Genomic DNA, 13598 nt, shown 5'->3' with positions numbered 1-13598 from the left:
GTCATGGCCTTCAGGGTTCTGCTCATGACGACAGACCTGAGCAGACTGACAACTGGGACAATGAATATTAACGCTGACCATAAAGAACATCAAAAAATCGTACTATACATCTAATTCAATTCATTGGCGGTATCACCTAGGTCGAGGATATAAAGCGCGGTTTTTCGCCTAACTTTTTTGTAACATCATGCTGCTACCAGCGTTTTGCTTCGGCAACGCAATGACGGAAATCAGTACCGTGGGACACACGGAAACTTAATGCCTGTGGAGGGATGGTGTTGTCATCCGTTGAAACAGGAATCAACCGAAACGATTCTTCCGGCAGCGGAAGATCGTCGGAATCCACGTCCTTCAGGGCATGGAGGATGTCAAATATATTATAGAGGTTATATGAAGCATTTAGTCCAGCAACATAAAAAAGGTCTTGATATAGGTATTTGTTCTATATGTTCGGCACATCCACTGGTCATTGAGGCTGCATTACGTTTTGAGTTGAATAATAATCGTAAGGTATTAATCGAAGCTACCTCGAACCAAGTGAATCAGTTCGGCGGCTATACAGGTATGAAACCAGTTGATTTTCGAACTTACGTTGAAGGAATTGCTAGAAAAATTGGATTTCCGATAGAGCGTCTAATCCTGGGGGGGGATCATCTCGGTCCAAATTGCTGGCAGAATGAACCGGCAGAACAGGCGATGGAGAAATCCCTAGTCTTAATTGCTGAATATGTTAAGGCTGGTTTCAGTAAAATTCACTTAGACGCCTCAATGTCTTGTGCAGATGACCCTGTTCCTTTGCCACCGGAAGTAATTGCTGCCCGAGCTGCTGAACTATGTCGGGTAGCAGAAAATGTAGCAACTGCGGAACAAAAGGTTGCCTTAACGTATGTCATTGGGACTGAAGTTCCGGTTCCTGGTGGTGAATCATCTACTATAAATGAAGTTCATATTACGCACCCTCAGGATGCAGCACAAACTATCCAACTTCATCACGATGCGTTCCGAAAAATTGGACTTGATGATGCTACTAACCGTATTATCGGCTTGGTTGTTCAGCCCGGAGTAGAATTCGATCACAGTCATGTGATTCATTATGAATCCTCTAAAGCGACTAAGCTGAGTCGTTTCATTGAAAACACTCCCATTGTGTATGAAGCTCATTCGACGGATTATCAAACACGAACAGCATATCGTGCATTAGTTAAGGATCATTTTGCCATTCTTAAAGTGGGGCCAGCACTTACTTTTGCATTGCGTGAAGCTATTTTTGCTCTTGCAAAGATTGAACAAGAGCTTATTTATCCAGAAGCCCAAAGTCGTGTTTTGGCTGTTATTGAACAGGTAATGCTTGATGAACCTGATTACTGGAAAAAATATTACAACTCAGAGTTTTCTCAGGCTATGGTCGATATCCGTTATAGCCTTTCAGATCGTATTCGTTATTACTGGCCGAATGCAAGGATTAGTGCGGCAGTAGATAAACTTATTGCAAATCTCGATACTATGGAGATACCTCTCGGTTTGCTCAGTCAGTTCCTTCCAAAGCAATTTGATCGCGTCATGAATGGAATTCTTAAGCCAGAACCTCGTCTCTTAATTATTGATAAGATTCAGGATGTTCTTCGTGATTATGCCTATGGTTGTGTTCCAATTTTAGAATGATTTATTATTGCTTGCTCTGGCAATAAAATTCTTGGTGATGCCACCAATTAATAGAAAATGTATTTTTCAATAAAACGTTCCGATGACTTTTTCGTGAAGCTCAACAGAACGTGAAAAACAGAGCGCTTTGCAGGCCAGCACACCACCGTTTTTGTATGGTACGCGTGCCAGAGCCTGCGCTGCCGGGCTTTACTGCCAACAAAGCTCCATTGCTCATCGGGGGCGCAGATAAGCGCCACATCAGCATGTGCAACGGGTGAAGACGTTATTCGCTCTGGCGAGAGTTTTTTAAAGTTCTGATGACGGTGTTAACGCCGGTTTTCAATGTTCTGGTGGTATCGCGAACCCCGGCACTATTGAAGGTCATTTCAGTGCTCAGCATCTTTAATGCCCGGCTTACAGGCCTCATAAGTGTAAGTGAGCTGAAACACGCGGTGACTGTTACGGCATCGAAATCTGTCATGGCCTTCAGGGTTCTGCTCATGACGACAGACCTGAGCAGACTGACAACTGGGACAATGAATATTAACGCTGACCATAAAGAACATCAAAAACTCGTATTATACATTTAATCCAACTTACTGGAGACATCACCGAATTCTCTTTCTTCGTTTTGTAAGAAGAACGCCGAAAAACAGGAGCTGCAATGTACATCATTTCAAGCAAAAACATGCTGAAAAAAGCCCAGTCAGAGGGATATGCAGTCCCCGCTTTCAATATTCATAACCTTGAAACATTACAGGTTGTCGCTGAGAGCGCCGCACAACTTCGCTCTCCCGTTATATTGGCGGGAACACCTAGTACTTATAGTTATGGCGGCGTGGGAAATTTAATTTCGTTAGTACAATCTCTAGCTCATGAGTACCGCCTGCCATTAGTCCTACATCTCGACCACCATGAAGAGAGCGATGACATTTTTTATAAAGTACGCGCAGGAATTCGCTCAGTCATGATTGATGGTTCCCATCTGCCGTTTGAAGAAAATATCGCGCGAGTGAAAGAAGTCTCTACGTTTTGCCACAGCTTTGATGTCAGCGTCGAGGCTGAACTAGGCCGCCTTGGCGGACAGGAGGATGAGTTGTTGGTGGATGAAAAAGATTCTGCTTATACATCACCTGTTGCAGCCGCAGAGTTTGTGCAACGTACACAAATTGACTCCCTGGCAGTAGCAATAGGCACAGCACATGGCTTATACGCGAATGAACCACGTCTGGACTTTGCCCGGCTGGAACAAATTCGTCAGTTAGTGGATGTTCCGTTGGTGTTGCATGGCGCTTCGGGATTATCGGAACAGGACATTCAGCATTGTATCCGCTGCGGTATCTGCAAAGTGAATGTTGCGACAGAACTGAAAATTGCTTTTGCCAATGCGTTAAAAGAATATTTCTACAACAATCCGGCGGCAAATGATCCTCGCCATTATATGCAGCCAGCAAAAGCCGCCATGAAGGAAGTCGTTATGCGCATTATCGGCGTCTGCGGCAGTGAAGGAAAAATTTAACACGTTGTACCCTACAAAAAACAATGAGGACTAAAGAGGGAGAGAACCAGTTCTCTGCTAATGGCTATTTATATTCGGAGTAATTATATGAAATCTGTGGTAATAAGTTCTGGTGGTAATATTTGCATTGAAGAAAAAACAGTACCTCAGGTCACATCTGTTGATGATGTGCTGGTAAAAGTCTGCTGTTCTGGGTTATGTGGCTCTGATATTCCTCGGATCTTTCATAATGGTGCTCATTTTTATCCTATTATTCTTGGACATGAATTTAGTGGTATCGTACAGGAAACAGGCTCTTCTGTTAGAGACTTGAAACAAGGCGACCTTGTTTCCTGTATCCCACTTAAGCCTTGTTTTAATTGTCCTGAATGTGAAAGACAATTATGGTCCCAGTGCAAAAACTATCAGTTTATTGGTTCCAGATGTTATGGTGGTAACAGTGAATATACTGTTGTTCCACGAAATAACCTATTCCTGTTACCTGAAGGCATCACTCCAACCGAAGGTGCATTTTTTGAGCCGGTAACAGTTGGGCTGCATGCAATGAACCTGGCTGGAGGGGTTGAAGGTAAAGAAGTTATAATTATTGGAGCCGGCACTATTGGATTATTGGCGATGCAGTGTGCCGCAGCGCTAGGCGCGAAGTCAGTAACTGCGATTGATATAAATCCAGAGCGACTTGAACTAGCGAAAAAAATCGGTGCCACATATACATATAATAGCGCAGAAATGTCTGCTGAGATGATTGAAAAAGCTCTTAATACACGTCGTTTCTCACAACTGATTCTGGAAACTGCAGGTAATTCGGCGGCAGTTCAACTGGCTATTCATATTGCGGGGCCCCAAGCTCAAATTGCTCTTGTTGGCACTCTCCATAATGACCTGAAGCTTCCCGAAAAAATATTTGGTTTTATTCTGCGTAAGGAACTCCGTATACTTGGCAGTTGGATGAACTATTCTGGTGAGTGGCCTGGTAAAGAGTGGGGACTTGCTACAAAGCTTTTCTTGGATGGAAAAATTGATCTTACTTCAATGATTGCTGTACAGGGAAATATTGATACTTATGTTGATGCTGTGAAGACGCTTAATGGTAATCCGATGAACGGAAAGATAATGCTTGACTTTACAATTTGAAATTGGTGTATGTAAAAGGGAGAGAAAATAGTATTCGTAACAAGCTCCCCCATTAAGGACTTGGGTAGTTAAATTATCAAAAATCAGCTGCCCAATGAAATGGCGTGCCGCTCCACTTAAGTAAATTGCATTAGAAAGAGGGGGGATAGTGAAGGCATGTATTAATAACCTACTGATACAATCCCCCCCCCGGATCATGGACGACTGGGGGCAGTAATCATGCCGGGTCTGGCTGGCTAACACCCCATTATAAGGGGTACGAATAAAGTAACGGGGGACTTCTATACGCTAAAATGCGTGGTAACCCTGTTAATGAAAATGCTCGCCCCTTCCAAGGCAAAATTTATGATCCGTGCTATGGTTCGGCGGGGATGTTAGTTCAGTCGGTTAAGTTTGCCGAGAGTCATCAGGAGAAAAGCCAAGATATCTCGCTGTACGGACAGGAACTGAATCAGGAAAAGAGCACGTAACGCTGATTTTTTGTACTAAACAATTCGCACTAAATGTTCAGTAATTGAGATATTCCTTATTACCTAAAGCTGTTTTTCATTATTTATACATGATCAAATACTCCTTACATAATAAGGAGAACAAAATGGAACTTAAAAAATTGATGGAACATATTTCTATTATCTCCGATTACAGACAAGCCTAGAAAGTGGAACATAAATTATCTGGTATTCTATTGTTGACTATTTGTGTCGTTATTTCTGGTGCAGAAGGTTGGGAAGATATAGAGGATTTTTGTGGAACGCGTCTCGATTTTTTGAAGCAATATGGTGAATTTGAAAATGGTATTCCTTTTCACGATACTATTGCCAGAGTTATATCCTGTATCAGTCCTGCAAAATTTCATGAGTGCTTTATTAACTGGATGTATGACTGCCATTCTTCGGGTGATAAAGACGTCATCGCAATGGATGGAAAAACGCTCCGGCACTCTTATGACAAGAGTCGCCGCAAGGGAGCGATTCATGTCATTAGTGCGTTCTCAGCAATGCACAGTCTGGTCATCGGACAGATCAAAATGGATGAGAAATCCAATGAGAACACAGCTACTTATGAGCTTATTAATGTATTGAATATTAAAGAAAAAATAATAAAACTGATGCGATTGGGTGCCAGAAAGATATTGCAGAGAAGATACAAAAACAGGGAGGTGATTATTTATTCGCTGTAAAAGGAAACCAGGGGGGGCTTAATAAAGCTTTTGAGGAAAAATTTCCACTGAAAGAATTAAATAATCCAGAGCATGACAGTTACGCAATTAGTGAAAAGAGTCACGGCAGAGAAGAAATCCGTCTTCACATTGTTTGCGATGTCTCTGATGAACTTATTGATTTCACGTTTGAATGGAAAGGGCTGAGGAAATTATGCGTGGTAGTCTCCTTTCGGTCAATAATAGCAGAACAAAAGAAAGAGCCAGAAATATTATATCAGTTCTGCTGATTTAACAGCAGAGAAGCTAGCCACAGCGATCCGAAATCACTGGCACGCGGAGAATAAGCTGCACTGGCGTCTGAACGTGGTAATGAATGAAGACGACTGCAAAATTAAGAAGAGGAAATGCAGTAGAATTATTTTTAGGGATACGGCATATCGCTATTAATATTTTGACGAATGATAAGGTATTCAAGGCAGGGTTAAGACGTAAGATGCGAAAAGCCGCTATGGACAGAAACTATCTGGCGTCAGTCCTTGCGGGGAGCGGACTTTCGTAATCTTGCCCTGGGAACTGAATGACATAACGTATAAACTAGCAAAAATGAATCTCGCCATTCGCGGTCTTTCAGCGAACCTCGGCAAACGCCCAGCAGGTACCTTCTTTAGCGACCAGCCCCCAGAACTAAAAGTCGACTATATTCTGGCTAACCCTCCCTTCAACCAGAAAGACTGGTGTAACGAATCAGAATTAATTAAAAATCCTCGATTTGATGGTTACCGAATACCGCCTGTCAGTAACGCCAACTACGTCTAGATTCCGCACATGCTCTCTAAAGAGCTGTGCCGAATAGTAGATCACTAAAAGGGAACTCAGCCCGGATTGTGCGACCTGATCAATCACCAAAAATCACAAACCACTAACCGGACTGAGCGATGCAGATCATAGCACCAATTCCCCGCGATGAACGGCGCCTGATACAAAAAGCAATCCATAAAACTCACGATAAAAATTATGCTCGCAGGCTGACCGCCATGCTGATGCTGCACCGGGGCGCTCGTGTCAGTGACGTTGCCAGAGCTCTCTACTGCATCCGTTCCTCCGTCGGGCGCTGGATTAACTGGTTCACGCTGTCGGGGGGAGTGAAGGGCTGAAATCATTACCCGCAGGACGTTCCTGCCACTGGCCGTTTGAGCATATCTGCACATTGTTGCGTGAACTGATAAAACACTCTCCCGGAGATTTTGGCTATTAGCGTTCTCGCTGGAGTACAGAACTGCTGGCAATAAAAATCAACGAGATAACCGGGTGCCAGTTACATGCCGGAACCGTTCGCTGCTGGTTGCCATTAGCCGGGCTTGTGTGGCGCAAGGCTGCGCCAACCCTGTGTATCCGTGACCCGCATAAAATGAAAAGATGGCGGAAACAAAGCACTGGGCGAATGCAGTGCGGAGCATCCGGTTTTTTATGAAGATGAAGTGGATATCCATCTTAATCCCAAAATTGGTGCGGACTGGCAACTTCGCGGACAGCAAAAACGTGTGGTAACACCGGGACAGAATGAAAATACTATCTGGCTGATGTTTTACATAGTGGAACGGGCAAAGTCAGCTATGTGGGGGGCAATAGCAAAAGCTCAGCCTTATTTATCAGTCTGTTGAAACATCTGAAATTGACATACCGACGGGCTAAAACTATCACGCTCATAGTGGACAACTACATCATCCATAAAAGTCGGGAAACACAGCGCTGGCTGAAAGAAAACCCGAAGTTCAGAGTGATTTATCAGCCAGTTTACTCGCCATGGGTTAATCACGTTGAGCGGTTATGGCAGGCACTTCACGATACGATAAAGCGTAATCATCAGTGCTGTTCAATGTGGCAACTGCTGAAAAAGGTTCATTATTTTATGGAAACCGTGAGCCCATTCCCCGGTGGTAAACATGGGCTGGTAAAAGTGTAGCGGTATTCGGCACAGCTATTTAGTATTAAGACTATCACGTATTTCAGTGATATCGGTCGTCTGGAGATTCAGGGGATCCGTCGATGGATGTCGTGGAACGTGTGTTCCTGCAGCTGGGAATATATCAATTGATATACCCACATTAACTAATTAAAATAATATAGCAATACGCGCCGTCTCTGTTAATAGAGACAATGAATAGGAATCCAATGGCGGACTTATTCGGTGCGACGACTGTACTGGTTGTAGTTAAACCAGTGCGGTAGCGTGCTCGGAAAATATGGTGATGAATCATATCATTACGCAGCAATACTTAAGCATTGAGAACTCCCATTTTATATAATTGTTCCACATCCTTAATGTGATTTAGATATGCGAAGAAAATTTTTTCAAATAGAACGTTGTGTTGCGACGTTACTGAAGCCCGTTGTGTTTCTTTTGAAGATTCTTTTATATCCTTTGAGTTTTTGTTATCTGACCTCCAGGTGTATCAGGCGTATTGACAAAAACTTAGTGGTCATTCGTGTTAACAAGCGTCCTCCAAAAGAGGTAAAACACATCATAAAGCTTTTTAAACAAAATAAATATAATGTAATTGTTAGTCAGGCATCACTAAAACCAAACTCATATGGTCTAAATGATGTGATCATATCAAAAAACAGTATCTACTCTAGAATTGCAATATCTAAAGCAAATATCGTTGTTTTTAGCGATAGTGTTGCAAAGCTCCCCGCAAAAAAAAATAAACAAGTGTTTGTCTACATCGGTGATGCTAAGATATCCAAACAGTTGGATAGGAAAATCGACATAAAAATCCCACGCAAAAGCCTGTTGAAAGTGACAGATGCTGACATAAAAAAAATAAAGGAATTTTCTAATCTACAACAAATTCAAAAGTTTAACTTTTTCTTTGCAAGAGATGGAAAAAAAGAAGCTTTTATAAGAGTAAAACTTCGATTTTACGATCTTTTTTTATATGGGCTTTTATATGAATGGCTTATTAATTATATAGCAAACATCGCTGATTATAAAATCAGACAGGTTATGAGATACGCATTATCGAAATTATCTCACATTATCCCTGTAAATGACAACCTTGTTGTTGTGTACAATAATTTTAATCAATACTCTTGCAATATTAAGTATATAGTAAATAAACTGAGTGATGAATCAAACAAAAAAATAGTATATTTAATAAACAAATACAATGCTGATCTGGCACAGAAAAGAAATGTCATACAAGTTGATCCTCGTTCTATTAGGGCTATATTTTACTTGTGCCGGGCAAAGATTTGGATTTACAATTCAATAAAGAACCCGGAACAAGCTCAAAAAAAGAAAACACAAATTTTTATTCAGACGTGGCATGGTTCTTTGGGAATTAAGCGTGTTGACCCTGAATTTATTTATGATAAGGAATGGTTGAGAAAAGCAAATTTAAACACAGACATAACAGATGTATGTATATCAAATAGTAAGTTTGAAAGTGAAATGTATAGGACTTGCTATTGGTCAAAGTCTGACATATGGGAAATAGGACATCCTAGAAATGATATTCTATTCTCAGATAATACGCTTCTAAGAAAGAAAATTTGTGAGGCTTATTCTATAGATGAAAATAGCTTGATATTTCTTTATGCCCCAACATATAGAGAGGATTATGATTCGAGTGCCTATATAACAGATTTTGAATCAATTAAGGTGTGTTTAGAACTTCGTTTCAATAAACCTGTGACTATTGCCGTTAGATATCATCATTGGTTTTTGAAACGAGCGCCCAAAAATGTTATAAAAAAATTGGCTATGGCGGGGGTGGTGGATCTTTCCTCGCATGAGGATATGCAGGAGATTTTGGCCAGCGTAGATATTGGTTGCACTGACTATAGCTCTTGGATTTATGATTTTGTTCTTACCCGTAAACCGGCATTTATATATTCATCTGATATCGATCAGTTTTTAACGTTCCGAGGATTTTATTATCCTCTTTCAGAAACTCCGTTCCCATTAGCCAAGACAATGGATGAACTTATTACTAATATATTGGACTTCTCTCAAGATGAGTACATGATAAACGTAGAAAAGTTTTTAGATGCTAGAGGGTGCTTAGAAAACGGAAAAGCCACTGAACTATTTATGAATAATTTGAATGCTTTGCTAAAAAATTCATCGGTATGAACCCGATGTTGGATGTTCGTAAAATAACAGGGAGGATGTCCTCCCTGATATTTTAATAACCGTAAAGGATATTATGTTATTATGCTAAGCGACCAGCGACCAGCGACCAGCGACCAGTAATGGGGTTATTGTCTCTCAAAATGGGCGTTGCTTATTTAAATATTACGATGAAGCGGGGAATCTGATCCCAAACGTTAGTCCAGAAGACATTCCTGGTCTTACCGTTAAGTTTATCGATGAAACCTCGGAGCTTGAGTTACATCGTCCCCATTCGTTCGTCAAAACTTCGATCATTGTGGGTAAGAAATGTCGTGTGGTGATCCTTGGCAACGCGTCTGTCAAACTATCGCTTAAGATTATTACCGAGAACCAAAACGAAGTTCACATTGGTCGCAACTTTAACATTCGTAGTGCGGAGTTGGTGTGTAGAAGTGAACCTGGCATAAATATTTGGATCGGAGACGATTTTCTGGGCTCCTCGCAGATCCTGTTCCGCACGAGCGACGCGCACACGATTTATAGTCTAGAAACGAAGAAGCCCTTGAATGCCCCCAAGTCCGGGATCAGAGTGGGGAACCACGTTTGGATGGGGCGTTGCGTGACGCTTCTCAAGGATGCCGTAGTGCCCAACGACTGCATCGTTTCCTTCGGAGCAGTTGTCACACGTAAGGCATTTCCCTCGAATGCTGTGATCGGTGGAGTTCCGGCCAAGGTTATCAAGACGGGGGTCAACTGGTCGGGATTAAACACGTTTAAGTATCAACGCAAATTCGCTTCCGAGTTTCTGGAGGTGTCTGAGCGCGAATCCAATAACCATTCAGGAGATGCTCATATTTATCTGGAAGGAGGGGAGGTTAAGTGTTTTCAGGTGACTTCCAGAGCTGTTAATCCGTGTGGTCATGTTGTTGATATTCAACAAACCGTAGAAGCGGCAAACGTAAAAGAGGCAATAAATGTAATGACAGGAGAATTAGCAGAATATGGTTTTTCAGCGATTGTGATCTCTGCGGTATATGAATTGAATAGACCGAAGGAATAGCAACAAAAAATCCCGCCAGACATGGCGGGTAAGCCAGAATTGATATTTTCTCCTTCAGTGTCTGGTTGATTAGTGACGGAATTTTTTTTGAATTCCGGCGTACAACCTCGGAATGCTTTAAAACCCCGAATTGTGGGCTGTTCCCATAAGCGCTAACTTAAGGGTTGAACCATCTGAAGAACGCGACGCCTCGGTGCCTCGTTAAGACGATGCCTCGCGTTCTTCAATTGCGTTTTGTAGGCTGTCAGGGATACTGTCCCACGAATGGCCACCTGTAAGCTCCAGATGACCATTTTTGTTATTCTCCACAACGAGTTAGTTCTTCTTTTCGGATCCGGCACTTCTGGGGGGAAAATCCAGCGATGGCTGGATTATGTCGTCAATTAAAAATGCGGCGAGTAGATTAGCAAATATCCACGCTTTCGCGAGTTCAGGTTCCTTTGCACGCAAAGCATCCAAGTGCAGCAAACTTTTGAGCCGCTTAAAAGCCAGTTCAATTTGCCATCGCAGACGGTAACAATCAGCCACTTGCTCTGCTGAATATTCATCTTCCGATAATGATGTTAGCAATAACACATGGCCCGCTGCTTCCAGCGTTTCCGCCTGAACTACTCGTCCTTTTCGACGATTCTCGCTGAGCAGTCGGGTTTTACTGATTAATGCTTTTTCGGGAGGAAGTGATACGGCAATGAGACGTGCAGGAAAGGGAGCTCCGGCTTTTTTATTACCTGAATTGCCTATCATTACAGTGGTTTCACCGTTCTTACCGCAATCCAGCCCGCGCAGAAAATCCATCATGTCAAAGCGCATTCCTTCTGCAGTTAACCAGCGCAATCCTCGCCAGTGAACCCGGACGATATAATCAGCTTCTCCAAAAGCAAGTGAGCGGATACATTCGGGACGCGAACCGAATCCCCGGTCAGAAATGCGTATCTCGTCTGCCGTTTGCGCAAATCGATCCAGCCGTTCAGCGTCTCTGCTGTCGGTTAGCTCAAAATCAGTGAACTGACAGGTATGAGGCTCATATCCCATATGTAGTCGCCATTCAGCGCTGCCGCCCCCGGGCGCGCTGATTGCTGTTCCATCGACAAGACGCAATCTCTTTCCGCTTGTACAACCCGTAACTGCGGCGCGTACAGCAAGTGTTTGTGCGGCAAGTATGCCAAACCAGTCGGCGGCATTCCGCAGCCGCTTCAGGAGAGCCACGTCAGATAATGTTGCAACGTCATGGAGTTGAGCCCATGCAGTGACTTCACGTAATGACATCCCCCCGGGGCTGTAAGCCAGCCCCAGACGTAGCGGAGTTGCAGCATCACGAATTTCGCGGCGGCGGGTTAGAGCTCCGGCATTACGTGCCGAAGTATCCAGTTCTTCAGGCTTACCAATATGGGCCAGAATTGCTGACCAGTTATCGTGAGAGTAATTCATCGGCACGTTAAATCATATCAGGCGTAATACCACAACCCTTAAGTTAGCGCTTATGGTGCGTATCCCCGCCATGAAAGTCAGCGAATGGGGCCACCTGCTCCGCGCGCTTGAAATTGAGCGGGTCTGCCACTGATTAACCCTTGCCGTCTGCCTGTACAGGCGGCAGGATACGTTCAGACATCTCACCAGGAGGAACCGTGAGTAAGAAGAAAAACACCACAACGCCCACGCCGCATGATGCCGCGTTCCGGTCGTTCCTGGCGAATCCCGACGTTGCCAGGGATTTTCTGGAACTACATCTTCCTGCGGAGTACCGGCAGTTGTGCGACCTGTCCACGCTGAAGCTGGAACCCGCCACCTTTGTTGAGCCGGACCTGCATCAGTACGCCAGCGATATCCTCTGGAGTGTGAAAACCACCGGGGGTGAAGACGGCTATGTTTATACGCTCATCGAGCACTAGATCACCGAAAATCTGTACATGCCTTTCCGCATGTTACGTTACAGTGTGGCGGCGATGCAGAGACATCTGGAGCAGCACAAAACATTGCCACTGGTGATTCCGGTGCTGTTCTATCATGGTGAGCGCAGCCCGTACCCGTACAGCATGAACTGGCTGGACTGTTTTGAGAATCCGGCGCTTGCGGCTAAAATATACACAAAGCCGTTTCCGCTGGTTGATATCACTGTCGTTGATGACAATGAAATCATGAACCATCGCCGGATGGCCGCACTGACGCTGCTGATGAAGCATATCCGCCATCGTGACATGATGGAGCTGCTGGACAAACTCCCGCAGGTCATGGTGGAAATTTCAGACGAGCAGGTGCGTGTTCTGATTCATTACATCGTTAACGCAGGGGACTCTGTATCACCGGAATTTATGCGGGCGCTGGCTGAGCGTCTGCCGCAGCATGAGGATAAACTGATGACTATCGCTGAACGTCTTGAGCAAAAAGGTCGCCAGGAAGGAGCGCTTGAAAAAGCCCTGGCTATTGCGTGCCAGCTTCAGAAAATGGGGATGACACCTGAGCAGATTAAGCAGGCCACCGGACTTTCCGAAGCTGAACTGAAAAAAATCATTCACTGATGAGAGCATCACAGCCCGGCAAAATGCCGGGCTTTTTTGTCAGCAGGAGCAGAGAAAACAGTATGACGATTGCAGAACGTCTTATACAGAAAGGTTTCTACGAAGGTTTTAAAGAAGGGGCGCTTGAAGTGGCGCGGGAAATAGCCTGCCGGCTTCGGGATATGGGCTGGCCGCCGGAACGGATTCAGGGGGCGACCGGACTTTCCGGTGAAGAACTGAAAAAACTGTTTCCTGATGAGCAGTAGCCTGACATTCTGCCAGGCTGTGAATCACGCTCACACATCCTCTGCCGTTTCCCCCAGTTCATTTTCCAGTCGCCTGATGATATCTGCCTTGTGCATCCCCTGCATGTGAGGCAGCAGGTCACGGACTGAAAGTGCCTGGGTAGTCCTCCAGACGGTGACGTCCACCTGTTCCGCATTTTCCCAGGCGTGCCATGTTCTCTG

Annotated in this window: 11 protein-coding genes and 6 pseudogenes; 12 read left to right on the top strand and 5 right to left on the bottom strand. The window is 44.0% G+C overall.

The genetic code is table 11. The features are described from left to right. Together WC5_RS23170 and WC5_RS25500 are read right to left on the bottom strand one after the other, a co-directional pair. Positions 1–81, bottom strand: an 81-nt coding sequence (locus tag WC5_RS23170) for an IS1 family transposase (protein ID WP_353601968.1), incomplete at its 3' end; no start/stop codon positions are given. A gap of 112 nt (positions 82–193) precedes the next feature. After that, complete coding sequence (locus WC5_RS25500; protein WP_187415544.1) at positions 194–346, bottom strand: hypothetical protein; 153 nt, start codon at positions 344–346, stop codon at positions 194–196. A 44-nt stretch (positions 347–390) separates the two neighbouring features. On the opposite strand from WC5_RS25500, the gene gatZ reads away from it, so the two are divergent. Next, positions 391–1662, top strand: a complete 1272-nt coding sequence (gene gatZ, locus WC5_RS20995; protein ID WP_016231326.1) for a tagatose-bisphosphate aldolase subunit GatZ — start codon at positions 391–393, stop codon at positions 1660–1662. Between the two features lie 47 nt (positions 1663–1709). Here the strand turns inward: gatZ and WC5_RS24600 are convergent. Next, a pseudogene (locus tag WC5_RS24600) lies at positions 1710–2201 on the bottom strand (IS1 family transposase). A 107-nt stretch (positions 2202–2308) separates the two neighbouring features. Here WC5_RS24600 and WC5_RS21000 point away from each other — a divergent pair. From WC5_RS21000 to WC5_RS25740, 9 genes and pseudogenes are all read left to right on the top strand, one after another. Next, positions 2309–3163, top strand: a complete 855-nt coding sequence (locus WC5_RS21000; protein WP_016231324.1) for a tagatose bisphosphate family class II aldolase — start codon at positions 2309–2311, stop codon at positions 3161–3163. An 87-nt stretch (positions 3164–3250) separates the two neighbouring features. Then, positions 3251–4297 (top strand): zinc-binding dehydrogenase, encoded by a 1047-nt coding sequence (locus WC5_RS21005; protein WP_016231323.1) that lies wholly within the window; start codon positions 3251–3253, stop codon positions 4295–4297. 273 nt (positions 4298–4570) lie between these two features. Further along, positions 4571–4746, top strand: a pseudogene (locus WC5_RS23150) (N-6 DNA methylase); the annotation flags it as partial. Between the two features lie 209 nt (positions 4747–4955). Beyond that, a pseudogene (locus tag WC5_RS22955) lies at positions 4956–5746 on the top strand (ISAs1 family transposase). Beyond that, a complete protein-coding gene (locus WC5_RS25985) occupies positions 5733–5906 on the top strand; it encodes a hypothetical protein (protein WP_353601966.1) in 174 nt (57 codons plus the stop codon). The pseudogene WC5_RS22955 and the gene WC5_RS25985 overlap by 14 nt, the downstream one beginning before the upstream one ends. A 123-nt stretch (positions 5907–6029) precedes the next feature. Beyond that, positions 6030–6272, top strand: a pseudogene (locus WC5_RS23145) (N-6 DNA methylase); the annotation flags it as partial. A gap of 122 nt (positions 6273–6394) precedes the next feature. Then, a pseudogene (locus WC5_RS0121540) lies at positions 6395–7422 on the top strand (IS630 family transposase). Between the two features lie 513 nt (positions 7423–7935). After that, positions 7936–9597, top strand: a complete 1662-nt coding sequence (locus WC5_RS21010; protein ID WP_187415543.1) for a CDP-glycerol glycerophosphotransferase family protein — start codon at positions 7936–7938, stop codon at positions 9595–9597. A gap of 313 nt (positions 9598–9910) precedes the next feature. Then, a complete protein-coding gene (locus WC5_RS25740) occupies positions 9911–10636 on the top strand; it encodes an LbetaH domain-containing protein (protein ID WP_024192156.1) in 726 nt (241 codons plus the stop codon). A gap of 315 nt (positions 10637–10951) precedes the next feature. Here WC5_RS25740 and WC5_RS21015 read toward each other — a convergent pair whose 3' ends face one another. Then, complete coding sequence (locus WC5_RS21015) at positions 10952–12064, bottom strand: IS4-like element IS421 family transposase (protein ID WP_016231317.1); 1113 nt, start codon at positions 12062–12064, stop codon at positions 10952–10954. Between the two features lie 197 nt (positions 12065–12261). Here WC5_RS21015 and WC5_RS0121525 point away from each other — a divergent pair. Next, a pseudogene (locus WC5_RS0121525) lies at positions 12262–13152 on the top strand (Rpn family recombination-promoting nuclease/putative transposase). Continuing rightward, a complete protein-coding gene (locus WC5_RS21020) occupies positions 13152–13397 on the top strand; it encodes a hypothetical protein (RefSeq protein WP_165370900.1) in 246 nt (81 codons plus the stop codon). The pseudogene WC5_RS0121525 and the gene WC5_RS21020 overlap by 1 nt, the downstream one beginning before the upstream one ends. A 30-nt stretch (positions 13398–13427) precedes the next feature. Here WC5_RS21020 and WC5_RS25115 read toward each other — a convergent pair. Next, a partial coding sequence (locus WC5_RS25115) for a hypothetical protein (protein ID WP_016231314.1) occupies positions 13428–13598 on the bottom strand: 171 nt, incomplete at its 5' end.

It is taken from the genome of Escherichia sp. KTE114 (assembly GCF_000407765.1).
Taxonomy (GTDB): Bacteria; Pseudomonadota; Gammaproteobacteria; order Enterobacterales; family Enterobacteriaceae; genus Escherichia; species Escherichia ruysiae.
This window is presented reverse-complemented; position numbering and strand designations above follow the sequence as displayed.